Source organism: Nocardia colli (genome assembly GCF_008704205.1).
GTDB classification, from domain to species: domain Bacteria; phylum Actinomycetota; class Actinomycetes; order Mycobacteriales; family Mycobacteriaceae; genus Nocardia; species Nocardia colli.
Genome location: NZ_VXLC01000017.1, coordinates 18,688 through 43,092, shown reverse-complemented (window position 1 = coordinate 43,092; position 24,405 = coordinate 18,688). Strand labels below are relative to the sequence as shown.

At 68.6% G+C, this 24,405-nt stretch carries 20 protein-coding genes; 9 read left to right on the top strand and 11 right to left on the bottom strand.

Going from position 1 to position 24,405, the window contains the following annotated elements:
- Positions 1 to 53: 53 nt before the first annotated feature.
- The 4 genes from infB to rimP all read right to left on the bottom strand — a co-directional run bounded on the left by infB (position 54) and on the right by rimP (position 5,333).
- Entirely contained in the window at positions 54 to 3,092 is a 3,039-nt protein-coding gene (gene infB / locus F3087_RS31400; RefSeq protein ID WP_150405718.1) for a translation initiation factor IF-2, read from the bottom strand.
- Between the two features lie 110 nt (positions 3,093 to 3,202).
- Positions 3,203 to 3,562, bottom strand: a complete 360-nt coding sequence (locus F3087_RS31395; protein ID WP_223885500.1) for a YlxR family protein — start codon at positions 3,560 to 3,562, stop codon at positions 3,203 to 3,205.
- 68 nt (positions 3,563 to 3,630) lie between these two features.
- Positions 3,631 to 4,662, bottom strand: coding sequence for a transcription termination factor NusA (gene nusA, locus F3087_RS31390; protein WP_150405716.1), 1,032 nt, complete (start codon positions 4,660 to 4,662; stop codon positions 3,631 to 3,633).
- Positions 4,659 to 5,333, bottom strand: coding sequence for a ribosome maturation factor RimP (rimP, locus tag F3087_RS31385; protein ID WP_150405715.1), 675 nt, complete (start codon positions 5,331 to 5,333; stop codon positions 4,659 to 4,661). The genes nusA and rimP overlap by 4 nt, the downstream gene beginning before the upstream one ends.
- A 161-nt stretch (positions 5,334 to 5,494) precedes the next feature.
- Between rimP and F3087_RS31380 the strand changes: the two genes are divergently transcribed.
- Together F3087_RS31380 and F3087_RS31375 are read left to right on the top strand one after the other, a co-directional pair.
- Positions 5,495 to 6,100: a hypothetical protein gene (locus tag F3087_RS31380; protein WP_317983945.1), complete on the top strand. Its 606-nt coding sequence runs from the start codon at positions 5,495 to 5,497 to the stop codon at positions 6,098 to 6,100.
- Complete coding sequence (locus tag F3087_RS31375) at positions 6,097 to 6,531, top strand: ferritin-like domain-containing protein (protein ID WP_150405714.1); 435 nt, start codon at positions 6,097 to 6,099, stop codon at positions 6,529 to 6,531. Before F3087_RS31380 ends, F3087_RS31375 begins: the two co-directional genes overlap by 4 nt.
- A gap of 64 nt (positions 6,532 to 6,595) precedes the next feature.
- On the opposite strand, the gene F3087_RS31370 is transcribed toward F3087_RS31375, so the two are convergent.
- Together F3087_RS31370 and F3087_RS31365 are read right to left on the bottom strand one after the other, a co-directional pair.
- Complete coding sequence (locus F3087_RS31370; protein ID WP_150405713.1) at positions 6,596 to 8,347, bottom strand: acyl-CoA dehydrogenase family protein; 1,752 nt, start codon at positions 8,345 to 8,347, stop codon at positions 6,596 to 6,598.
- Between the two features lie 161 nt (positions 8,348 to 8,508).
- Positions 8,509 to 10,266: a proline--tRNA ligase gene (locus F3087_RS31365; protein ID WP_150405712.1), complete on the bottom strand. Its 1,758-nt coding sequence runs from the start codon at positions 10,264 to 10,266 to the stop codon at positions 8,509 to 8,511.
- Between the two features lie 58 nt (positions 10,267 to 10,324).
- On the opposite strand from F3087_RS31365, the gene yaaA reads away from it, so the two are divergent.
- Positions 10,325 to 11,068: a peroxide stress protein YaaA gene (gene yaaA / locus F3087_RS31360; RefSeq protein ID WP_150405711.1), complete on the top strand. Its 744-nt coding sequence runs from the start codon at positions 10,325 to 10,327 to the stop codon at positions 11,066 to 11,068.
- A 10-nt stretch (positions 11,069 to 11,078) separates the two neighbouring features.
- Here the strand turns inward: yaaA and F3087_RS31355 are convergent, their stop codons facing one another.
- Positions 11,079 to 11,714 (bottom strand): HD domain-containing protein, encoded by a 636-nt coding sequence (locus tag F3087_RS31355; RefSeq protein ID WP_150405710.1) that lies wholly within the window; start codon positions 11,712 to 11,714, stop codon positions 11,079 to 11,081.
- Positions 11,715 to 11,930: 216 nt separating this feature from the next.
- Between F3087_RS31355 and F3087_RS31350 the strand changes: the two genes are divergently transcribed.
- Positions 11,931 to 12,662 (top strand): DUF7873 family protein, encoded by a 732-nt coding sequence (locus tag F3087_RS31350; RefSeq protein WP_150405709.1) that lies wholly within the window; start codon positions 11,931 to 11,933, stop codon positions 12,660 to 12,662.
- Positions 12,663 to 13,086: 424 nt separating this feature from the next.
- Here the strand turns inward: F3087_RS31350 and F3087_RS31345 are convergent, their stop codons facing one another.
- Positions 13,087 to 13,764: an NADPH-dependent F420 reductase gene (locus F3087_RS31345; RefSeq protein WP_150405708.1), complete on the bottom strand. Its 678-nt coding sequence runs from the start codon at positions 13,762 to 13,764 to the stop codon at positions 13,087 to 13,089.
- 86 nt (positions 13,765 to 13,850) lie between these two features.
- A complete protein-coding gene (locus F3087_RS31340; RefSeq protein ID WP_150405707.1) occupies positions 13,851 to 15,449 on the bottom strand; it encodes a PucR family transcriptional regulator ligand-binding domain-containing protein in 1,599 nt (532 codons plus the stop codon).
- A gap of 136 nt (positions 15,450 to 15,585) precedes the next feature.
- Here F3087_RS31340 and F3087_RS31335 point away from each other — a divergent pair, with 136 nt between their 5' ends.
- The 3 genes from F3087_RS31335 to F3087_RS31325 are packed head-to-tail and all read left to right on the top strand — an operon-like array spanning position 15,586 to position 18,969.
- Positions 15,586 to 17,076: a CoA-acylating methylmalonate-semialdehyde dehydrogenase gene (locus tag F3087_RS31335; protein WP_150405706.1), complete on the top strand. Its 1,491-nt coding sequence runs from the start codon at positions 15,586 to 15,588 to the stop codon at positions 17,074 to 17,076.
- A 55-nt stretch (positions 17,077 to 17,131) separates the two neighbouring features.
- Positions 17,132 to 18,499, top strand: a complete 1,368-nt coding sequence (locus tag F3087_RS31330; protein WP_150405705.1) for an aspartate aminotransferase family protein — start codon at positions 17,132 to 17,134, stop codon at positions 18,497 to 18,499.
- A 56-nt stretch (positions 18,500 to 18,555) separates the two neighbouring features.
- Complete coding sequence (locus F3087_RS31325; protein ID WP_150405704.1) at positions 18,556 to 18,969, top strand: PPOX class F420-dependent oxidoreductase; 414 nt, start codon at positions 18,556 to 18,558, stop codon at positions 18,967 to 18,969.
- 19 nt (positions 18,970 to 18,988) lie between these two features.
- Here F3087_RS31325 and F3087_RS31320 read toward each other — a convergent pair whose 3' ends face one another.
- Positions 18,989 to 20,449, bottom strand: coding sequence for an MFS transporter (locus F3087_RS31320; protein WP_150405812.1), 1,461 nt, complete (start codon positions 20,447 to 20,449; stop codon positions 18,989 to 18,991).
- A gap of 80 nt (positions 20,450 to 20,529) precedes the next feature.
- Positions 20,530 to 21,720 carry a uroporphyrinogen-III C-methyltransferase gene (cobA, locus tag F3087_RS31315; RefSeq protein WP_150405811.1) on the bottom strand — a complete coding sequence of 397 codons (1,191 nt, stop codon included), beginning with the start codon at positions 21,718 to 21,720 and terminating at the stop codon, positions 20,530 to 20,532.
- 233 nt (positions 21,721 to 21,953) lie between these two features.
- Between cobA and F3087_RS31310 the strand changes: the two genes are divergently transcribed.
- On the top strand, positions 21,954 to 22,928 hold the full coding sequence (locus tag F3087_RS31310) for a poly(ethylene terephthalate) hydrolase family protein (protein WP_150405703.1): 975 nt from the start codon (positions 21,954 to 21,956) through the stop codon (positions 22,926 to 22,928).
- Between the two features lie 91 nt (positions 22,929 to 23,019).
- A complete protein-coding gene (locus F3087_RS31305) occupies positions 23,020 to 24,402 on the top strand; it encodes a purine-cytosine permease family protein (protein ID WP_150405702.1) in 1,383 nt (460 codons plus the stop codon).
- The last annotated feature ends 3 nt before the right edge of the window (positions 24,403 to 24,405 follow it).

The window sequence follows — 24,405 nt, the reverse complement described above, 5'->3', positions numbered from 1 at the left end:
GTCCCGCACGTCACGCCGGGCGGACGGCCCGGCGTGACGTGCGGTCGGAGAACTCAGTCGCGCGGCTTTTCGCGCAGCTCGTAGGCCTGGATGATGTCGCCTTCCTTGATGTCGTTGTAGGTCAACGTCAAACCGCATTCGAAGCCCTCACGGACCTCGGTGACGTCGTCCTTTTCCCGCTTCAAGGAAGAGATCGTGACGGTTTCGGCGATCACCACGTTGTCGCGGAGCAAGCGCGCCTTGGCGTTGCGCTTGACCGAACCCTCGAGCACCATGCAGCCGGCGATGTTGCCGACCTTCGACGAACGGAAGATCGCGCGGATCTCCGCCCGGCCCAGGTCGACCTCTTCGTAGATCGGCTTGAGCATGCCCTTGAGGGCCTTCTCGATCTCGTCGATGGCCTGGTAGATCACCGAGTAGTACCGGATGTCCACGCCTTCGCGGTTGGCCAGCTCGGTGGCCTTGCCCTCGGCCCGGACGTTGAACCCGATGATGATCGCGTTCGACGCCGACGCCAGGTTGACGTTGGTCTCGGTGACGCCACCGACACCGCGGTCGATGACCCGCAGCCGAACCTCGTCGTCGATCTGGATACCGAGCAGCGCCTCTTCGAGGGCCTCGACGGTACCGGAGTTGTCGCCCTTGAGGATCAGGTTGAGCTCCGAAGTCTCCTTCAGTGCGGCATCGAGATCTTCCAGGCTGATCCGCTTGCGGCTGCGTGCGGCCAGCGCGTTGCGCTTGCGTGCGTTGCGGCGGTCGGCGATCTGGCGAGCGATCCGGTCTTCGTCGACAACCAGGAGGTTGTCACCGGCGCCCGGCACCGACGTGAAGCCGATGACCTGGACCGGCCGCGACGGGAGTGCCGCGATGACATCCTCGCCGTGCTCGTCGACCATGCGCCGGACGCGACCGTAGGCGTCGCCCGCCACGATCGAGTCGCCGACGCGCAGCGTGCCGCGCTGGATGAGCACGGTCGCCACCGGGCCACGGCCGCGGTCGAGGTGGGCCTCGATGGCCACACCCTGCGCGTCCATGTCCGGGTTCGCCCGCAGGTCAAGTGCCGCGTCCGCGGTGAGCAGGACGGCCTCGAGGAGCGCATCGATGTTGATGTTCTCCCGCGCGGAGATGTCGACGAACATGGTGTCGCCACCGTATTCCTCGGCCACCAGGTTGTATTCGGTCAGCTGCTGCCGGATCTTGTCCGGGTTCGCGCCTTCCTTGTCGATCTTGTTGACCGCCACCACGATCGGCACGTCGGCCGCCTGCGCGTGGTTGATCGCCTCCACCGTCTGCGGCATGACGCCGTCGTCGGCGGCGACCACCAGGATCGCGATATCGGTGGCCTTCGCGCCACGGGCACGCATGGCGGTGAACGCCTCGTGACCCGGGGTGTCGATGAAGGTGATCAGGCGATCGTTCTCGCCGAGGTGGGTCATCACCTGGTAGGCGCCGATGTGCTGGGTGATACCGCCGGCCTCGCCCTCACGGACGTTGGCCTTACGGATCGTGTCCAGCAGTCGGGTCTTACCGTGGTCGACGTGACCCATGACGGTCACCACCGGCGGACGCTGCTCGAGATCGTCCTCACCGCCGGCATCCTCGCCGTAGGTCAGGTCGAACGATTCCAGCAGCTCGCGGTCCTCGTCCTCCGGGCTGACCACGTGCACGACGTAGTTCATCTCGCTGCCGAGCAGCTCGAGCGTCTCGTCGTTCACCGACTGGGTAGCGGTGACCATTTCGCCGAGGTTGAACAAGGCTTGTACCAAGGCAGCCGGGTTCGCGTCGATCTTCTCCGCGAAGTCCGAGAGCGAGGCGCCGCGGGCGAGGCGGATGATCTCGCCGTTGCCGCGGGGCAGCCGCACGCCGCCGATGGCGGGAGCTTGCATGCTCTCGTACTCGGCGCGCTTCGCCCGCTTCGACTTACGGCCACGACGCGGTGCGCCACCGGGACGACCGAACGCGCCGGCCGCGCCGCCACGACCACCGGGACCACCCGGACGACCGCCGCCACCGCCACCGGGGCGACCGCGGAAACCACCGGGAGCGCCACCGGCACCGGGAGCACCCGTGCCTGCACCTGCGCCACCACCGGGAGCGCCGCCGCCGCGGTAACCACCGCCACCGCCGCCGCCACCGGGACGACCTGCGCCGCCACCGCCGCCGGGACGACCGCCGGGTCCACCCGGACGACCGGCGCCGGGTCCACCGGCACCGCCCGGACGTGCCGCACGAGACGGCATCGCACCCGGGTTAGGCCGGGGCGGCATCGAGCCGGGGCTCGGCCGCGGTCCGCCGGGACGGGGACCGCCCTGGCCGGGCGCGGGACGGGAGCCGCCCTGCGCCGGAGTACCCGGACGCGGCGAACCCTGAGCCGGGCCGGGACGGGGACCGCCCTGGGCCGGACCCGGACGCGGGCCACCCTGGCCGGGGGCCGGACGCGGCGCGGGACGCTCGGGCGCCGAGGAGTACGGATTGTTGCCGACCCGCGGGGTCTTCGGACCCGGACGCGGACCCGAACCACCCGGACGCGGCGAACCCTGTGCCGGGGCGGCACCGGGACGCTGCTGCTGACCCGGACGCGCGGCATTCGGCGTCGGGCGCGGCCCGGCCGGTGCGGCGGGCGCGGAGCTCGCGGGGGTTTCGGTGGCGGCCGCGGCGGCAGGGGCCGGCGCGACTTCCTGGGCGGCGGCCGGCTTGGGCGCCGGAGCCGGGGTCGGACGTGCTGCGGGGCCCGGCTTCACGGCCGGTCCCTCGCTGGTCCGCGGGGCTTCGCGGACGGTTTCCTGCTGTGCTGCCGCGGCCGGGGCGGGCGCGGGAGCCGGCGGACGCGGTCCCGGACGGGGACCGTTTCCTGCGGGCTTCGCGGCCGGACGGGCCGACGAGGACGGGCCGGGGCGTGATCCCGACTTGGTGCCGTTCGCGGGGGCTGATTTGGATGCGAACGACTCACGCAGACGGCGCGCGACGGGAGCTTCCACCGTCGAGGACGCCGACTTCACGAACTCGCCCTGCTCCTTGAGCTGTGCGAGTAGTTCCTTGCTGGTGACACCGAGTTCTTTGGCCAACTCGTGCACGCGGGCCTTGCCTGCCACTGCTCTCCTCACTGAGAGGTCGAGCAGGTGCACCCGTTGTTCAGGGACGGGGCCCGCACGACCTCGGGTTATCTCCGATGGACGTTCATCGTTGGTGCTTCACGGTGTGCTCATGAGTGCTCGTGCCTGTTCTCGAGGTACTTCTCCAGGGCTGAGATATCCAGATTTCCGGACACTCTTAGTGCTCTGCCGAATGCTCGGCGCCGTTCTGCCGCGGTCAGACAAGCCGAGACGGGGTGCAACCAGGCACCCCGTCCGGGAAGTCTGCGCCGCGGATCGGGAAGGATCGTGACGGAATTCGGGCCGTTTCCGGTAACCGTTTCCCGTGCGACGATCCGTAACAGATCGGCGGCCAACTCGCGCTTCCGGCATCCGATACAGGTCCGAATCGGTTGCGCGTGCTGAACCTGTGTCCACTCTACCGCCGACCCGGTCGGATCAACGAACCGCTCCCCTGCGGAAGTTACCAACATGTCATCCCGACGGTCCGATTCCCGACCCGTGATGTCCAACGGACGGTGTGCCGCGTCGGTTCCGGTCAACTCCGGTGCGCCTCCGTCCGCACCGAGCCGCCGCCCATGTCCGGGGCGGCGTCGCTGCGGATATCGATCCGCCAGCCGGTCAGCCGGGCGGCCAGGCGGGCGTTCTGCCCCTCCTTGCCGATGGCCAGCGAGAGCTGGAAGTCCGGCACCACGACCCGCGCGGCGCGCGCCTCGGGATCGACGATGGTGACCGACACCACTTTCGACGGCGAGAGCGCGTTGCCGACGAAGGTCGCCGGATCCTCGGCGTAATCGATGATGTCGATCTTCTCGCCGGCCAGCTCGCTCATCACGTTGCGCACCCGCTGCCCCATCGGGCCGATGCAGGCGCCCTTGGCGTTGACCCCGGACACGGTGCTGCGCACCGCGATCTTGGAGCGGTGCCCGGCCTCGCGCGCCACCGCGACGATTTCCACCGAGCCGTCGGCGATTTCGGGTACCTCGAGCGCGAACAGCCGGCGCACCAGATTGGGATGGGTGCGCGAGAGGGTGATCTGCGGGCCGCGCGGACCGCGGGAGACGCCGACGACGTAACACTTGATCCGGTCACCGTGCTCGTAGGTCTCGCCGGGCACCTGCTCGGCCGGCGGGATCAGGCCCTCCGCGCCGTTGATCTCGCTGCCGATGCGGACCACGATGGTGCCGCGGGCGTTGGCTCTGGCATCGCGCTGCACCACGCCGCCGACGATGTCGCCCTCGTGCGTGGAGAACTCGCCGAAGGACTTCTCGTTCTCGGCGTCGCGCAGCCGCTGCAACACCACCTGGCGGGCGGTGGTCGCCGCGATCCGGCCGAAACCCTCTGGGGTGTCGTCCCATTCGGAGACCATGTTGCCGTCGGCGTCCAGCTCGCGCGCCATCACCCGGACCGTGCCGGTCTTCTGGTTGATGTCGATGCGCGCGTTGGGCTGGTGCCCCTCGGTGTGCCGGTAGGCGGTGAGCAGCGCCGACTCGATCGCGGAGATCACGGTCTCGATCGAGATCCCCTTGTCGGCGACGATCGCGCGCAGGGCTTCGATTTCGATGTTCATTCCACGGTCCCTTCGGTCGGCGAATCGGACGCTGTTACTGATTCGGGTAGTAATGGTGTTGATCCTCGAACATCCGCGGCGTCGACCGCCGGCTCGTCATCTTGCTGGCCAGGTACCGGGCGACCGGGGATGATGCCCCCGGCGAGTTCCAGCTCTTTCGCGCCCGGCTTGGAGAACTCCACCTGCACGACCGCCTCGGCGATATCGGCGAGCGGGACGTGCACCACATGTGGTTTGTGCTTGCCACCGAGCACCAGCGCCACTGTCTCGCCGCTGAGCTCACCCACCCTGGCTTCGAACTTCGCCGCACCGCCCGGCTCGGGAGCGGGCGCCCCGTCGCGCAGCAGGACGCGAACCTTGCGCCCGCGCGCGCGACGCCAGTGCCGGTCCGCGCTGAGCGGACGGTCCACGCCCGGTGTGGTGACTTCTAGAAGATACGGCGTCTCGCCGAAATCGTTTGCCTCGTCCAGCAACTCCGACAGTTCGGTGCTGAGCGTGGCGATGGTGTCCAAATCGGAAGGCCCGTCGCTGTCGACGGTCACCTTCACTCGAGCCTGCGCCTCCGCATGCTTACCGGTCGTCGAGATCTCGACGCCCTCGAGGTCGAATCCTCGGCGTTCGACGAGCCCGGCGATCAGCTGGCTCAGCCTTTCCTCGGTCGGCATCGGCATATGGGGCGGCTCCTGGTTCAGTTGTGACGGCGGTCGGAATTACTTATACCGAGGGTCTAGCGTAACGCGCCCAGAGAGTGTAAAGGACCAACGGGCAGCCACTACGCTCGCCACACGATGCCTCGTCCGGAGCAGTCCCGGGAATCTGGCACGATGGTGCCGTGCCTATCCGCCTTCCCGCGCAGCCGATCGTCCTGTGCACCTCCGGCATCCCGTCCGACCGGCACGGTTCCCGGTTCACCGTGGACCGTCGCAGCATGTTACGGCTGGCCGGTGGCGGCGCGGTCGGCGCCTTGACCATCGGCGCACTGGCCGGCTGCGGCACCGAGGACAAGGTGTACGAACCGGATCCGCTTGCCGCCCAAGAGGTTCAGGCCCGCACCGACGCCGCCGCGGCGACCGCGGCCATCGCCTTGACCCCGCAGCGGCACAGCGCGTTGACCGCGATCGCGGCCGAAAGGACCGCGCACGCAGACGCTTTGAAGGCGGAGATCGATCGATTGATCGGTGTCTACGGCGACGGTACGAAGCCGGTGCACCGCACCCGGGAGAACGGTCCGGGACAGTCCTCGGGTCCGTCCGCGGTGGCCTCCGGCACGGCGATCCCACCCAGCCCGCCCCCGGCGGTCGACGCGCTACGCGCGCAGCTCACCAAGTCGCGCCAGTCGGCCGCCGATCTGGCCCGCGGCCAGTCCGGTTACCGGGCGGGGCTGCTCGCCTCGATCAGCGCGGCCTGCGCCGTTCAGGCGGGAGTGTTGCTGGCATGACCGATACCGAACGCCAGGCGCTGCTGGACGCGCTGCGCGCCGAATACGGTGCGGTGTACGCCTACGGTGTGATCGCCGCCTACGCCTCGGCCGAACGCGGCCGTCTGGTCGCGGAAAGCACTGCCGCGCACCGGGCCCGCCGCGACGCCACCATCGATGCGCTCACCTCGGCAGGCGTCACCGCGCCGCCGCCGGACGCCGCCTACACGATGCCGTTCCCGGTCAACGACCCGATCCCGGCGGCCCGGCTGGCCGCGACGGTCGAGACCGACACCGCGGTGGCCTGGCGCTCGGTGGTCGAACGCGGCGACACCGAGAACGTCCGCCGCATGGGCGTCGACGCGCTCACCGAAAGCGCTGTGCGCCTTGCCACTTGGCAGTCGATCCTGGGGACCAACCCGCCGACGATCGCCTTCCCCGGCAAAACCTGACCCCAGCTATCCGAAAAAGGCCGGTCCCGCAATCGTTGCGGGACCGGCCTTTTCGTAGTGCTGGCTACGGGCGCATCTCGTACGCACCGTCGTACGACGCGACCTCGGCCCAGATCCGGTCGAAGCGCGGACGGTCGGCCACCGGCGGGCGCAACGCCGAGGCGGCCCAGCCCTGCTGATCCGGGGTGGCGGACGGCTTGCCGTAGAGCGTGGTGGCGTAGGTGTTGAAGTCGCGGATCTGGAAGTCGAAGATCTGGTCGAGCAGATCGCGGTCCAGGCCGGTGAGCGCCGCCTGCTCCAGGATCAGCTGTCCGTAGACCACCAGGGAGAACAGGTGGCCGATGGTCAGCATGAAGTCCAGGTCCTTCTGCTGATCGGCGCTGGGGGCCGCGGTGCTCAGCAGCGTGCGCAGCGCCTGGGCCTGCTCGAAGAAGCGGCCGACGTTCGGGATGTCGGCGTGCTTCGCATACGCCGGGGTCCAGTCGGCGAACTGCACCTTGCCCGCGCCGCGGGCCGGGCCCTGATGCCAGAAGAACTCGTCGTCGGCGGCGTCCTGACGGGTGCCGACCTCCGGGTACTCCTTCGGGTTGAACAGGTAGTTCGGCATGAACTTCAGGATCTGCCCGACGTTCACGTGCACCGTGCCCTCGAGCCGGGGCAGCGTGTTGATCAGCCGGGCCACCTCGGCGAAGTAGGTGTTCTTCTCGAATCCCTTGGCCGCCAGCACATCCAGCAGCAGCGTCATCACGGTCTCGCCCTCGGAGGTCACCTTGGACTTCGTCATCGGGTTGAACAGCAGGTAGCGCCGGTCCTGCAGGCTCGCGCTGCGGAAGTAGTCCACGGCCCGGTCGCTGAACAGCTTCATCGCCACGATGCGCGCGTAGGCGTCGACGAAATTCGTTCGTACGTGCGGGAACTCGGTGACCGGGTTGCCGTAGAGGATGCGGTTGTTGGCGTGCGTGATCGCCTCGTAGAACGAGTGCTCGACCATGCCGATGCCGCCGTGGCAGAGATTGAACTTGCCGACGTTGACCGTGTTCAGCGCGGCGGAGAACGCCTCGGGTCCGGTGTGCAGGATGTCCGCGGCGCGCACCGGGTAGTTCTCCAGCCGGAAGGTGCTCACGTACATCTGCTGGTGCACGACATTGCCCAGCAGCCGGTAGTTCTCGTGCCTGCTGTCCGCGGCGAACCAGACGTAACCGTCCGCGCCATCGATGTCGGCGCGCCGGGAGAACACCGACACCATGCTCGCCACATTGCCGTTGCCGATGTAGTACTTCTCGCCGTTGGCGCGGAACAGGATTCCGGCCTCGGCGTCGGCGCTGCCCGGCTCGCTCGGGGTCAGCACGAGGTCGGTGTTGTAGATGTCGGCGCCGTGCTCGCGCTCGGACAGCCCGAACGCCATCACCTGGCCCTCGGCCAGGTCCGCGGCCGCGCGCCGCTTGGCTTCCTCGTTGTCGCTCTGCCAGATCGGGCCGAGGCCGAGGATGGTCACCTGCTCGGCGTACCAGTAGGCCAGGCCGTAGAAGCCGAAGATCTCGGACAGGGCCGCGTTGCGGGCCGCGTCCCAGCGCCGGTTCTCGTCGCCGTCGGCGTAGGCGGCCGGGGTCAGGAAGGTCGCGAACAGCTTCTCCTTCGCGACGAAGTCCAGGAAGTCCGCCGTCCACACCGCGTCCGCGTCGTCGGCCAGCAACTGCTGCTTACCCCGCGACTCGAACCACTCGACGGTCGCGCGCAGCAGCCGCCGGGTCTCGGCGTCGAACTGCTGCGGGTCGTAGGTGGCCGGGTTGAACAACAACGCGTCGGTGCTCGTCATGCCGTTAACTTACCAGCGGGTAATCGCACGCCGGAGCGGGTCTGTCGTACCTCACACGGCAAATCTCGCCTACGCGACCGTAGGTCCGCCGGTCTGTTCCGGTGCGAAAACAGCGCGGCCCCGATGGGCTGTCCATCGGGGCCGCGCCGCTGTGTCGATGACTAGCCGCGAACCTTCGCGACCACGGCGTCGACGGCCGAGTCGGCGGGGATCTCGTCGGCTGCGCCGGTGAAGCGATCGCGCAGTTCCACCTTGCCCTCGGCCCAGCCGCGGCCGACCACGAGAACCAGTGGCATGCCGAGCAATTCGGCGTCCTTGAACTTCACCCCGGGAGAGGCGGTGCGGTCGTCGAAGAGGACGTCCAGACCCTGGGCGTGCAGGCCGGCCACGACCTCCTCGGCACCTGCGCGGGCCGCCTCGTCCTTGTTCGCGATGACGACGTGCACGTCGAACGGCGCGACCTCGGCGGGCCAGCGCAGGCCCTTGTCGTCGTGCTGCTGCTCGGCGATCACCGCGACCATCCGGGATACGCCGAGACCATAGGAGCCCATGGTCAGGCGCACCGGCTTGCCGTTCTCGCCGAGCACGTCGACGTCGAACGCGTTGGTGTACTTCTGGCCGAGCTGGAAGATGTGGCCGATCTCGATGCCGCGCGAGGCGACCAGCACGCCCCGGCCGTCCGGCGAGGGATCGCCGTCGCGGACCTCGGCGGCCTCGATGGTGCCGTCGGGGGTGAAGTCGCGCCCGGCGACCAGGCCGACGACGTGCTTGCCCGGCGCGTCGGCGCCGGTGATCCACGCGGTGCCGGTGCCGACGCGCGGATCGACCAGGAAGCGAACACCGTTGGCCTGCAACGCCTTCGGCCCGATGTAGCCCTTCACCAGGAACGGATTGGCGGCGAAGTCGGCCTCGGTGAGCAACTCGACCTCGGCCGGCTCGACCGAGGAACCGAGGCGCTTGTCGTCGACCTCGCGGTCGCCGGGGATGCCGATGCCGACGATCTCTTCCTTGCCGTCCGGGTGGCGCAGTTTCACCATGACGTTCTTCAGCGTGTCGGCCGCGGTGACCGGACGGCCGAACTGCTCCGCGATCCCGGCGCCGTTGGCCCAGTCGACCAGCGTCGCGATGGTGGGGGCGTCCGGGGTGTCGTGCACGACCGCCTCGGCCAGTCCGTCCAGCGGCAGCGGCGCGGGCGCGGGGGTGACCACGGCCTCCACGTTGGCCGCGTAACCGGACTCGACGCAGCGCACGTAGGTGTCCTCGCCTGACGGGCTGTCGGCCAAGAACTCCTCGGACGCGCTGCCTCCCATCGCACCGGAGGTGGCCGCCACGATGACGTACTGGACCTGCAACCGGTCGAAGATCCGCTGGTACGCCTCGCGGTGCGCGTTGTAGCTGGTCTTGAGGCCGTCCTCGTCCAGGTCGAACGAGTAGGAGTCCTTCATGATGAACTCGCGGCCACGCAGGATGCCCGCGCGCGGACGCTCCTCGTCGCGGTACTTGTCCTTGATCTGGTACAGGATGACCGGCAGGTCCTTGTACGAGTTGTATTCGCCCTTCACGGTGAGCGCGAACAGTTCCTCGTGCGTCGGGCCGAGCAGGTAGTCCGCGCCCTTGCGGTCCTGGAGGCGGAACAGGTTGTCGCCGTACTCGGTCCAGCGATTGGTGGTCTCGTACGGCTCGCGCGGCAGCAGCGCCGGCAGCGAGATCTCCTGGGCGCCGATCGCGTCCATCTCTTCGCGCACGACTTCCTCGACCCGGCGCAGCACCCGCAGGCCGAGCGGCAGCCAGGAGTAGACGCCCGGCGCGATGCGCCGCACGTATCCGGCGCGGACGAGCAGTTTGTGGCTGGGCACCTCGGCGTCGGCGGGATCGTCGCGCAGGGTACGCAGGAAAAGTCGAGAGAGGCGGGTGATCACGGATGCACAGGGTAGTCGCTGGCCCGGCGATGGTCACAGCGCATTACCGTTATCGCTCGTGCTGGTGCTGCTGCCTCCCTCCGAAACCAAGTCCGACGGTGGTACGGACGTTCCGCTGGACCTCGACGCGCTGTCGATGCCGCAGCTCACAGCGGTGCGCGACCGGCTCATCGACGAGGTGACCAAGCTGGCCACCGACCCGGACGCCAGTCGCGCCGTGCTGGATCTCGGCAAGGGGGCTGACCTGGAGATCGCACGCAATGCGGCCCTGCGGACCTCGCCGACACGCCCGGCGCTGGAGCGCTATACCGGGGTGCTCTACGACGCGCTGGACGCGCGTTCGTTCACCAAGGTGCAGCGCGCGAAGGCGTATGCGCGGCTCGGTATCGGGTCGGCGTTGTTCGGTGCGGTGCGGGCGAGTGATCCGATTCCCGCCTATCGGCTGTCCGGCGGATCGAAACTGCCCGGTCTGCCGACGCTTTCGGCGGTCTGGCGGGAGTCGCTGCCCGAGGCGCTGCTCGCCGAGGCGGCGGGTGAGCTGGTCGTGGATCTGCGGTCCGGGGTCTATCAGCAGCTCGGTCGCGTTCCGGGTGCGGTCACCGCCAATGTCCTGACCGAGCATCCTGATGGTTCGCGGACCGTGGTGAGTCACTTCAACAAGCATCACAAGGGGCTACTGGCCCGCGCTCTCGTCCTGTCTCGCGCCGAGCCCACCGATGTTCGCGGACTCGCCCGGGTGGCTGCCAAATCCGGCCTGAAGACCGAAATTGCTTCTCCCACTGAGTTGTTGATTCTGACCTGAGCGTTCGAGGTCAGGTCGTCGGCGCGGTGAGTTCCGTCAGTTCTCGCTGGAGGTTCGCGCGGGCAGCGGCCTCGTAACGCGTTCTGGCAGTGGGCGTTCGGAACAATCGCGACTGCTGAGCCAGTCCCTGAAGTACCGCCGCGCGTCCGGCCCGGAACAGCGCATCGGGCACATGCCCGTACTCCGCCCTGACCGCGGCGGTGTACGCGGCATAACCGGGTTCGTCGGCGGCGAGTACGGCAAGGTCCGCATCACACAGGACACCGCCGTTGCGGTCGTCGTCGGCCGGATCGTGGGTCGCCGTGAGACGCACCAGCCTGGCGACCTCGCCGACGAGTTCCGGTGCCACACCGAGGGATTCGAGCACCTCCTCGGCCAGCACCGCGCTCTGCTCTTCGTTGTCCGCACGGTCCACGGCGTAAACGGCGTCGTGAAAGAACGCCGCATACCGAACCGCGTCGGCATCGTCGGCGTCTCCGGCCAGCTCATCGATGACCGGCAACATCGCGGCCAGGTGATCGACCGTGTGATACCGCCGATGCGGCTCCTGATACCGCCGGATCAGGTCGTCCCCGACCGCCGCGGCCTCCGCCCCCGCCAATGCCGCCCACCGCTCGCGCAGGCCCGTCTCCGTCGATGTCCCCATCGGCACAGTCTGACGAACCGCGCCGCCGCCGACAATGCCCCGGCCCCTGTGCCATACAGCACAGCGCCGAACCGGCCCGCGGAAAATAAGATGCGCCGACCCAACCCCGGTCCGTACCGTGGCATCCGAGCTCGGGGTTACCGGAACGGGAGGATTCGGTGGCCTCGAGCCGAATGTCGGTGCACCGTGCGGGAATTGCGCGGCGGGGAGGTAGAGATGACGAAACTGAATCAGATCATTGCGGTCGAGAAGGGCATCAAGAGCGGTGCCCTGCGCGAGCTGGCCGAGGCGCACGGTTCGTTGCAGAAGGCGCCGCTGCTGGCCGGTCTCGCGCGCACCTATCAGCCGAAAGACGAAGAGGGCGAGCAGCTTCCGTCGGAGTCCACCCGGGTGCAGGTGAAGTCCGAGGAGGTGCTGCGGCAGACGGCGGCGACGCTCACCCGCCTGTTCGACGTCACCGCGACCAAGGACTGGGCCAACACCGCGGCCAAGGCCGATGTGACGGTGGACGGCGAGGTGCTGCTGCGCGACGTGCCGGTCTCCTACCTGCTGTTCCTGGAGAAGCAGCTGGCCGAGCTGCACACCTTCGTGAAGAAGCTGCCGGTGCTGGACGCGGCCGAGGTGTGGTCGTTCGACGATTCGTCCGACACCTGGCGCACCGACGCCGTGCGCACCATGCGCACGAAGAAGGTGCCGCGCAACCACGTGAAGGCCGAGGCGACCGAGAAGCACCCGGCCCAGGTGGAGGTGTACTACGAGGACATCTCCGTCGGTTACTGGACGCTGGTGCGCTTCTCCGGCGCGCTGCCGGCCCGGCGGATCAACGAACTGGCCGTGCGAGTCGAAAAGCTCCAGCGGGCAGTGCAGTTCGCGCGTGAAGAGGCGAACGGGACCGAGGTCACCGACCGCAAGACCGGTGACGTGATCTTCGGGTACCTCTTCCGCTGACCCCGGCGCGGGGCCGACCGCCATCGGCCCCGCGCCCCACAGACTCCCCCGCCGCGTGCGGGGGAAGCGCAAGGAGCGCAAAACTCAATCTGAAGCCAAAGCTGAATCACACGGCGTCAGTAGGGGTTCGAGTCCCCTTCCGGGCATCCAGGCCCGGGTGGCCCAACTGGTAGAGGCAACCGTGGTCAACCTCAGACTCTCGCTCCAGCACGAGTATTCGCCGCCGAACACCCCGGGATGAGGAAAGGACATGCCCGCGACGAGATGCCGGTTCAACTCCGGTCTTCCGCGCCCATGCGGAGGTGGTCTAACCGTATGACACGTCGCTAACCTGAAGCTCATCCGATCCCGACGCCGGGGTGTGCGAATTGGGCGGCATTCTGAAACCCGGGAGCAGGCTACGCTCCCGGGTTTCGCATATCCGTCAGCGCTGCGCGGCGGCCAGCAGGGCGCGAATCTTCGCGGCGTCGGCGGGCGCACCGGCGTTCTCCCAGAACGGAAGTGCCGACGCGTACGCGTCCGCGTAGACCGGCGTGTTCACCTGGAAGCGCCAGCTCTCGCTCAACGGGCCGACGTCGACGGTGTCGTAGCCGAGTACGTCGAGCAGTTGTGCCGCAGCGGCTTTCGCGTCCGCGTCGTCGCCGGCGATCGGCAGCGCCGTGCGATCCGGCGAGCCGATCGGGCGGGCCAGCTGACCGAGGTGGGCGAAGTAGATGTTGTTGAACGCCTTCACGACCTTCGAGGTCGGCAGCTGCTTTTGCAGCAATTCGCCGGTCGTCGTGGACCCGTCCTCGACCTCGGGGAACGTGCCGTCCCGGTCCGGGTAGTAGTTGTTCGTGTCGATCACGACCTTGCCCGCCAGCGGCGCCACCGGCACCTGCCGGTAGTTGCGCAGCGGCACGGTCACCACCACGATGTCCCCCGCCGCGGCCGCCTCGTCGGCGGTCACCGCCCGGGCCCGGGGGCCGAGCTCCGCGACCAGATCAGCCAGGGTTTCCGGACCACGCGAGTTGCTCAGCACTACGTCCAGTCCGGCGGCGATGGCGAGCCGCGCCACCGTGCTGCCGATGTTCCCGCTACCGATCAATCCAAGGGTTGTCATACGCCGTCAAACGCGCCCGTGACCTCGGATGTTCCCAAAACGGACACGGGCGACGGCGGCGCGTGAGCGACGTCACGCGCGAGTGTTCAGGGCAGATCGGCATTGGCGGTGAGGTCGCGGATCAGCAGCGCGGCGTGCAGCGACGTGCGCGACTCGCCGTCCTCGAGGTCGACGGCGAGGATGCGCTCGATGCGGGCGAGCCGGTCGTAGAGCGTCGGCCTGCTGATGCTGAGCCGGCGCGCGAGTTCGGTCTTGTTGCCGGCCAGGTCGAGGAACTGGCGCAGGGTGCGGGTCAGGTCGGCGGTGTGCCGAATGTCGTAGCGCAGCAACGCACTCAGCTCGGTCTCGGCGAAACGTTGCACGCCCGGTTCGTTGCGGATCAACGAGAGCAGGCCGCGCAGCCGCACATCGCCGCTGCGGTAGAACGCCCGCGGCGCCGAAGTCTTCAGGGACAGCGCGACTTCCGCGACGTGCGCGGCGTGCGGCAGTTCGTGCGCGGTGTCGAGCAGCGAATCCGATTCCGCGCCGACGCCGATCACCACCCGCTCGACGCCGTCCACGCGACGCACCTCGCCGGTGATCGCCGTGCAGGCGGCGGTCAGGCTGTGGTCGAGATCGCCGGACCGGGGCAGCGCCAGAATCATGCCGACCCGGTCACCCTGGTCGGCGGCGGCCAGCGCGGTCAGTTTCGCCAAGCCCAGGCCGTGCGTGACGGCGTCGAGGATCCCGGCGGCCCGGCGTTGCTTGGCGACCGGGTCGGTCTCCGCGACCGCGGCGACGTCGATGGCCAGCGGTACATAGGCGGCGCGGCGCGCCAGACCCAGCGCGGCCGCGCGCGCCACCGCGTCCCGCTCGTCCAGCACGCGACCGTTGACCAGGTCGTCGATGAGCCCGGTCTGTGCCTGCCGATGCAGGCCGAAGCGGTCCTTCTCGATCATCCGGTGCAGGGTCAGAGTCTGCGCGGCCCGCTCGAGCACCATCCTGGCGCGGGCGGTCGGCACGTCGTTGGCGGGCAGGATCAGCCGACCCCACCGCTGCGTATGCGGTCCGACGGCCACCGCGTCCCAGCCGTCGGGCAGCAGCCGCGAGGTGGTCTCCCAGTCGTCCAGCAGCGTCGAGGTGGACGCGTGCCGGGCGGTGAGCGTCAGCACCCGATGCGATAAATCCTCCAGCACCACCGACGAATCCAGCATGCCCGCAGCGGTTTTCACGATTTCGGCGAGCGACGCGCGGCGCACGCTGAGGTCGGTGAACGTCTCGTGCACGGTGCGCGCGAATTCGAGTTCGGCGTACTGCTCGGCCACGATGACCCGGTGCACCGCCTCGGTGATCTCGACGAACCGGGTGATCTTATGCAGCACGATCACCGGCAGGTCCAGCGCGTCGGCGGTCGCGGCCACCACCGGCGCGAGTTGCGGCACGTAGCCGCCCAGCTCGATGACCAGCCCGGCCACCCCGGCAGCGGCCAGCGCGGTCAGATATCCGGCCGTCGCGATGTCGCCGTGGCTCATCGCCTGTCCGGTGGTGAGAATCAGTTCCCCGCCGACCAGCAGCTGCGCCACATCGGCCACGTCGCTGACGTGCACCCAGCGCACCGGCCGATCCAGCGATCCACCCGCCACGACCTGCGGCTCGCCGGCGCAGACCACCGGCATCGCCAGCACATCGGCCACGGAGGGAAGCACCGACGAATCGTAATACGAAATCCGAAATCACGTACAGATCGTCGGCCCATCCAGAAAGGTTGATGCCGCAGAGTAGTACCCAGGAGGCGTCCATCCGCCGACGCACCGCGACGCTCACGGATCGAATCGAGGAGAAATGCAGACAATCGCGCACTGGCTCGACGGCAAGGCTTTCGCAGGCACCAGCGAGACGACCGCGCCGGTGACCAATCCGGCGACCGGGGTGGTGACCGGACAGGTCGCGCTCGCGAATGTCGCGGACACCCGCGCCGCGATCGACGCCGCGGCCGATGCCTTCCCGGCCTGGCGCGACGCCTCGCTGGCGCGGCGCACGCAGGTCCTGTTCCGGTTCCGTGAGCTGCTGAACGAGCGCAAGGAAGACCTGGCGAAGCTGATCACCGCCGAGCACGGCAAGGTGCTGGCCGACGCCATGGGCGAGGTGAGCCGCGGCCTGGAGGTCGTCGAATTCGCTTGCGGCGTACCGCATCTGCTCAAGGGCGGGTACACCGAGAACGCGTCGACGAAGGTGGACATCTTCTCCATCCGGCAGCCGCTGGGCCCGGTCGCGGTGATCTCGCCGTTCAACTTCCCGGCGATGGTGCCGATGTGGTTCTTCCCGCTGGCCATCGCCGCGGGAAACACGGTGGTGCTCAAGCCGAGTGAGAAGGATCCGTCGGCGTCGCTGTGGCTGGCCGAGCTGTGGGACGAGGCCGGTTTGCCCGCAGGCGTGTTCAACGTGGTGCAGGGCGACAAGGTCGCGGTCGACGAGCTGCTGGACAACCCGGCGATCAAGGCGGTCTCGTTCGTCGGCTCGACCCCGATCGCGAAGTACGTCTATCAGCGCGGCACCACCGCGGGCAAGCGGGTGCAGGCGCTCGGCGGCGCGAAGAACCACATGGTGGTGCTGCCGGACGCCGATCTGGACCTGGCCGCTGACGCCGCGGTGAACGCCGGATTCGGTTCCGCGGGTGAGCGATGCATGGCGATCAGCGTCGTAGTCGCGGTCGGCGACGCGGCCGACGAACTGGTCGGCAAGATCACCGAGCGGGCCACCACGATCAAGACCGGCGACGGCACCCGCGGCACCGACATGGGCCCGCTGGTCACCCGGGCGCACCGGGACAAGGTCGCCGAATACATCGCGGCGGGCGAATCCGCCGGCGCCAGTGTGGTTCTCGACGGACGCGGCATCGAAGCCGACGGCGCGGCGGACGGATTCTGGCTCGGGCCGACAATTCTCGATCATGTCGACGCCGAGATGAGCGTCTACAACGACGAGATCTTCGGTCCCGTCCTGTCGGTGGTGCGGGTGGACAGCTACGACGACGCGCTCGCGCTGATCAACGCCAACCCCTACGGCAACGGCACCGCCATCTTCACCAACGACGGCGGCGCGGCCCGGCGCTTCCACAACGAGGTGGAGGTCGGCATGGTCGGCATCAACGTGCCGATCCCGGTGCCCATGTCCTACTACAGCTTCGGCGGCTGGAAGAACTCGCTGTTCGGCGACTCGCACGCGCACGGCGCCGACGGCGTGCACTTCTTCACCCGGGGTAAGGCGGTCACGACGCGCTGGCTCGATCCGAGCCACGGCGGGATCAACCTCGGCTTCCCCGAGAACAAATAGCCACCGCCCCGCGACCAAGTAACCCACAATCCCAGCGACGCAGGAGAACTCGCCGATGACCCTCCCGAACGGATTGACACCGGAGACCGCCCGCGCGGCCGCCGAACGCGCGTACGAGCTCGACCGCCGCCACGTCTTCCACTCCTGGTCCGCCCAGGCGAACCTGAACCCGATGACGATCAGCGCCGCCCAGGGCTGTTACGTCTGGGACGGGGAGGGCAACCGGCTGCTCGACTTCTCCTCCCAGATGGTGAACACCAACATCGGCCATCAACACCCGAAAGTCGTTGCGGCGATCCAGGAACAGGCTGCCAAGCTGTGCACCGTGGCGCCGCCACACGTCAACGACGCCCGCTCGGAGGCGGCCCGGCTGATCGCCGAGCGGACCCCCGGCGAGCTGAACAAGATCTTCTTCACCAACGGCGGCGCCGAGGCGGTCGAGCACGCGGTGCGGATGGCCCGGCTGCACACCGGCCGCTACAAGGTGCTGGCCCGGTATCGCTCGTATCACGGCGGCACCGAGACCGCGGTCAACCTGACCGGCGATCCGCGGCGCTGGGCCAACGATCACGGCAACGCCGGCGTGGTGCACTTCTTCGGCCCGTTCCTCTACCGCACGCAATTCCACTCGACCGACGAAACCCAGGAAACCGAGCGCGCTTTGGCGCATCTCGAGCAGACCATCGCGTTCGAGGGGCCGAACACCATCGCGGCGATCGTGCTCGAATCCATCCCCGGCACAGCGGGAATCATGATTCCGCCGCCGGGTTACCTGGCGGGCGTGCGGGCGCTGTGCGACAAGTACGGCATCATCTTCATCGCCGACGAGGTGATGTCGGGGTTCGGGCGGACCGGAAAGTGGTTCGCGATAGAGCATTTCGAGGGCGTCGTCCCCGATCTGATCACCTTCGCCAAGGGCGTGAACTCCGGCTACGTGCCGCTCGGCGGGGTGGCGATCAGCCCGGCGATCGCCGCGACGTTCGATGACCGGCCGTACCCGGGCGGGCTCACCTACTCGGGTCATCCGCTGGCCACGGCCGCCGCGGTCGCGACGATCAACGCGATGGCTGACGAACGGATCATCGAGAACGCCGCCGATATCGGCGCCCGGGTCCTCGGTCCCGGGCTGCGGGAGATCGCCGAGCGGCACCCGAGCATCGGCGAGGTGCGCGGCACCGGGGTGTTCTGGGCGCTGGAACTGGTCCGCGATCGGGCGACGCGCGAACCGCTCGCGCCGTACGGCGGCACGAGTCCGGCGATGAACGAGGTCGTCGCGGCGTGCAAGGCCGCGGGGCTGCTGATGTTCGTCAACTTCAACCGGCTGCATGTGGTGCCGCCGTGCATTGTCAGCGAAGCCGAGGCCAAGGAGGGCCTGGCCATCCTGGACAACACGCTCGCGGTCGCCGACCGGCACGCTTCCTGACCACTGCTCGGCGACAGCCCGGAATGCCGTTGGCTTCCGGGCTGTTCCATTTGTGCGTGACCGATACCACTGAGCTTTCCGAAGATCTGAAGAAGTATCTGGACGAGTCCAACGTGTTCGCGACGGTGGCGACGACCAACCCGAACGGCCAGCCGCACCTCACCGTCATCTGGCTCGAACGCGACGGCGACGACCTGCTGTTCTCCACCACCACCGATCGCCAGCAGGGCAAGAACCTGGCCCGAGATCCGCGGATCACCATCATGATCAACCCGCCGGAGAACCCGTACACCTACGCCGAGATCCGCGGCACCGCCACACTCACCCCGGACCCGGACAAGACGCTGCCGAACAAGCTGTCGGAGAAGTACACCGGGCAGAAGTACCTGGACTTCAACCCCGCCTCGGTCAACGACGGGCCGCGCGTCATCGTGCGGGTGACGCCGAGCAAGGTCGCCGGTCGCCTCTGAAGAACCGGGCCCGGCAGGTTCAGGCCTGCTGGGCCTCTTCCTGCGCGTGCTGCGCCTGCGCGAGCTGGGCCGGCGTGAACCGCAGGGTCAACGCGACCAGCCCGGCCACGAACGCGACGATCGCGCACACGAACAGCACCAGCGTGTAACCGCTGCCGAGCGCGGCGACCTCGGTCGCGTTCATCTCGGTCACCTTGCCGGTCCGCCCGCCGAGCGAGAGCGTGCGCGAGGCCGCGATCGGGGTGAGCAGGCCGATGGCCACCGGCGTCGCCAGGTTCATGAACATCTGCCCCACCGCCGACAGCGGCCCGATGTTCTCCGCGGACACCCCGACCAGCACGCACAGCGGCGCGAGCACCATCGCCATGCCGACGCCGAAGCCGATCACCACGAGCAGCGGCAGCAGCGTGGTCGGGTACGCCACGTCGCCGTCGAGCGTCGAGCCGAACAGCAGGCCGATGCCGAGCACGACCGCCGCCCCGGCCAGCAGCCAGCGCGGCGCGAACAGCATGGCGAGCTTGGAGGCCAGCGCGCCGCCGATGCCGATGCCGATGGTGAACGGGATGGCCGCGACGCCGGCCTGCAGCGGGCTGTAGCCGATGACGTTCTGCAAGAACTGAGCGACGAAGAAGGTCATCGCGCCGAGCACGCCGCCGGCCAGGAAGATCAGCAGGAAGGTCGCGACCCGGTCGCGGCTGTCGAACAGCGACCACGGCAGCAGCGGATCGTCGACCTGGCGCTCCATCAGCACGAACACCACCAGCAGCAGCACGCCGCCGATCAGCGCGCCGATGATGAACGGGTTGTCCCAGCCCATCTCGGGTCCCTCGGTCGCGCCGAACACGATGGCCGCGCAGGCGAGCGTGCCGAGGATCGCGCCGCGCACGTCCAGCGGCGAGCGGTGATGCGCGGTGTCGGCCAGCTTGTAGATCGCGCCGACGATGATCAGCACGCCGATCGGCACGTTGATCAGGAAGATCCAGCGCCAGGACACCTGGGTCAGCGCGCCGCCGACCACCAGGCCGCCGACCGAGCCGATGCCGACCATCGAGCCGACGATCGCGATCGCCTGGTTGCGCGCCTTGCCGGGCGCGAAAGTCGTTGCTACGAGGGCGAATGCGGTCGGGGCCGCGATCGCCGCGCCCGCGCCCTGAATCGCCCGGGCGGCCAGCAGCATGCCCTCGTTCTGCGCCAGCCCGCACAGCAGCGAGGCGAAGGTGAACAGCGCGACGCCGATGATCAGCATCCGCTTGCGCCCGAACGCGTCGCCGAGCCGGCCGCCGAGCAGCATCAGCCCGGCGAAGGTCAGGCCGTAGGAGGTCACCGTCCACGCGCTACCCGCGCTGGACAGCCCCATCTCCTCCTGCAACCGGGGCAGCGCGAAGATCACCACGGTGCCGTCCAGCACCACCATCAGTTGCAGCCCGCTCAGCACAAGGATGGCGAGCCCGAAGGCCCGCTGCTTCATCGGATACTGCATCGTCGCAGCGGGATTCTCGAGCACAGTGAGCCACTGTACTGACCCGGGCCCTTCACGCGGTATCGGCGGCCCGCCGAGCTTCAGCTGTCCGCGGAGAAACCTGCGGTGGGGCCGATGACCACGATGGCGGGCGGGCGGATGGCTTCCTCCTTGACCCGGGCGGCGACGGTGCCGAGGTCGGCGCGCAGGACGCGCTGGGTGCGCATGGTGCCTTCCTGGATGACCGTGGCCGGGGTGGTCGCGGCGCGGCCGTTCTCGATGAGGACCGTGGCGAACTGCTCGATGCGTTCGACGGCCATCATCAGGACGATGGTGCCGCGGAGGCGGGCGAGGGCGGGCCAGTCGACCAGCGAGTCCGGGTGATCAGGGGCGACATGGCCGCTGACCACGACGAATTCGTGGGTGACGCCGCGATGGGTCACCGGAATGCCCGCGGCCGCGGGGACCGAGATCGGACTGGTGATGCCGGGGACCACGGTGACCGGGATGCCCGCGTCGACGCAGGCCTCGAGTTCTTCGAAACCGCGGCCGAAGACATAGGGATCGCCGCCCTTGAGCCGGACGACGAACTTGCCGGCCTTGGCACCCTCGATGAGCGCGGCATTGATCGCGTCCTGGGCCATCGCCCGCCCGTACGGGATCTTCGCCGCGTCGATCACCTCGACGTCGGGGCCGAGTTCGGCCAGCAGTTCCGGCGGCGCGAGCCGGTCGGCGACCACCAGGTTCGCCCGCCCGAGCAGCCGACGGCCGCGCACCGTGATCAGGTCCGGGTCGCCGGGCCCGCCGCCGACCAGCGCGACACCCGGCGTGATCGGCGTCGAATCATCGGTCACCACACCGGATTGCAGCGCCTCGAGCAGCGCGTTGCGCACCGCGGCCGAGCGGCGGTGCTGCCCGCCGGCCAGCACGCCGAGGGTCATGCCGTCATAACGAGCAGTGGCCGGCGTGACCGCGGTGCCGAGCCGGGCGATGTCGGCCCGCACGCAGAAGATGCGGCGACGAGTGGCTTCTTCGACCACGGCCGCGTTGGTCTCCGGCTCGTCGGTGCAGGCGATCGCATACCAAGCGCCATCCAGGTCGCCCTCCGCATAAGGCCGCAGCGTGACGGTGATCTGCCCGGAGGTCGCCATCCCCTCGACCGCCGGCGTCACCTCGCGACTGATCACGTGCACGTCCGCGCCGGACGCGATCAGCAGCCCGAGCCTGCGCTGCGCCACCGTCCCGCCCCCGACCACGACGACGCGGCGCCCGTCGAGATCGAGCCCGACCAGATAGTTCGGGTCGCCCTCATTGGACGCGGCGGTCGCGGATACCGCCTGGTCGGCGGTGTGGTCTGACGTGTTCGGCACAGTTTTCGAGCCTACGGCCTGGCTCCGGCGCCACGGCAATCGACTCGGGTCGCCGCTGGTACGCGGCTCGCGGCGGCCGCAAAAGCGATACTCGACCAGCGGAAAACGGCCGAGGCCCGGGTTAGGCGACCATGATCGTTCCTATACTCGGGCGCATGAACCGCTGGAGCCGGACAGTGCAATTGGTGGTCGCTTCGATAGCTCTGGCGTGGGTGCCGGCCACGGCCGGTGTGGCGCAGGCCGATCCGGCACCGTATGTACCGACGCAGGGGGTCGAGTCGAAGTATTTTCAGCCGGGTCCGGCGGCGGTGACCGAGAAGCTGGGGTTCGGGTGTTGCGACTCCACCGGGGCGAAGTTCGATGTCTGGTATCCGGCGGACCTCGGGGCTACCCGGCATCCGATCGTGGTGTGGGGTGACGGGACCAGTGCGGTGCCGAGCCAATATGTCTATCTGCTGCGGCATTTGGCGTCGTGGGGGTTCGTCGTGATCGGCACCGAGAACCAGAACACCGGGTCGGGGGCCGATATTCGGAAGTCGCTGGATTATCTGCTGGCGCAGGACGGCGATCCGGCGAGCGTGTTCTACGGGAAGCTGGACAAGGCGGCGGTCGGTGCGATGGGGCATTCGCAAGGCGCGTCCGGGGTGCTGAACGCGCTGCGCGATGCGGGCGGGGCGATCAAAACCGCGGTGCCGCTGGAGCTTCCGGCGCAGCACTTCTGCTCCAATTCGACCTCCTGTGCCGATACTCGTTCGCTGACAACGGGTTCGGTATTCCTGGTGAACGGGTCGGCCGACGGGCTCATCTCGCCCTCACAGCAGTTGCTGCCGTGGCAGGCGGAGGGGTTGCAGTCGAATCAGGCGTACTACGAGGCGACTCCGGCGAATCTGGCGAAGGCGTGGGGCACGCTCAACGGCCCGAATCACAACGACGTGCAGGGACAGCCGGACTGCGCGGGCGCATCCGTGCCGTGCACGACCGGGGTGTACGGCTATCTCGGATATCCGACGGCCTGGCTGATGGCGCAGTTGCGCGGCGACACCGCCGCCCAGGACGCCTTCCGGCCGGGCGGTGAGTTCAGCACGCCGTCGCCGAATTGGAGCAACCAGGTCAGCGCCGTCGCCGGATAAGCCGGGGGTGGGCGAATTGTCCGTCGCACGGTAGCTACTGACGTACGGTTCGTCCGTTGCCCGCAGGCCCGGCACGGACGAGTGTTCATACATGGCTTTGACCGATGACACGCCGCTGGCGTCCGAATACGCCGACCGCGTCATCGCGGTGGAACCGGGCGGCAACGAGCACATCCCCGACGACGCCCGGCACGGCAAGCCGCGCCAGCTGTTCTGGACCTGGATGTCGCCGAACCTGGAATTCGCCACCATCTTCATCGGCGTGCTGTCGGTCACCGCGTTCGGGATGAACTTCTGGCAGGCCACGCTCGGGCTCGCGGTCGGCGTCGGGCTCGGCGCCGCAGCGCATTACGTGCTGTCGGCGCGCGGACCCGCGCACGGCGTGCCGCAGATGGTGTTGGGGCGCTTGGCCTTCGGGTATCGAGGTAACGCGCTGCCCGCTGCGTTCATGTCGATCATGTGCGGGGTCGGCTGGTTCGCCACCAACAGTGTGAGCGGCGCGTTCGCGTTGAGCACGCTGACCGGGATGTCGAAGCTCACCGCGCTGATCCTGATCGTGCTGGTGCAGACCGGGTTTGCCGCGTTCGGCCACAACCTGGTGCACGCGTTCGAGCGGTTCGTGTTCCCGGTGCTCGCGGTGGTGTTCCTGGTGGTCACCGTCGTCATCTTCAGCAAGGCCGACCTCGGTGCTGCCGCACCGTCCGGCGGCGTCGGCGGGATCGGCGGATTCCTGCTGACCGTCGGCACCGCGTTCGGCTATGCGGGCGGCTGGAATCCCTACGCGGCGGACTACTCCCGCTACCTGCCCAAGACGGTGTCGCGGGTTGCCACCGGCGGCTATGCCGGGGCTGGGCTGTTCGTCTCTTGTTTGTGGTTGTCTGCACTCGGTGCCGCCTCGGCCACCATCGTCGGCTCGGTGCAGGGCAGCCCGACGGACGTGTTCACCGCCAATCTGCCTGGCGTGCTGGCGAATCTGACCCTGCTCGCCATCGCGCTCGGCGCGGTCGCGGCCAATGCGCTGAATGTGTATTCCGGCGCAATGGCATTCGTGACGATCGGGATCAAGCTGCCGATCCGCACGCAGCGGGCCGTCGTCTCGATCTGCTTCGGCGCCATCGGTTTCCTGGTCGCGTGGTGGGCGCTGCCCGACGCCGCCGCCAGCTACGAGGCGTTCCTACTGATCGTCGCGTACTGGATCGGCCCCTGGCTGGGCGTGATGTTCGTCGACCAATACCTGCGCCGCGGCCGCAAGATCGACGACCTCCTCTACAACCGGTCCTACACCAATTGGCCTGGCGTAGTGGCCTTCCTACTCGCTCTGGCGATCTCGGTCCTCTTGTTCTCCAACCAGGCCAAGTTCACCGGCTACCTCGTCCGCCAACTTCCCGACCTCGGCGACATCACTTTCTTCGTCGGCTTCGTTCTCGCCGCAGCGGCCTACTTCGTACTCGGCCGGCGCAGCGCCGCTGACTGAGTG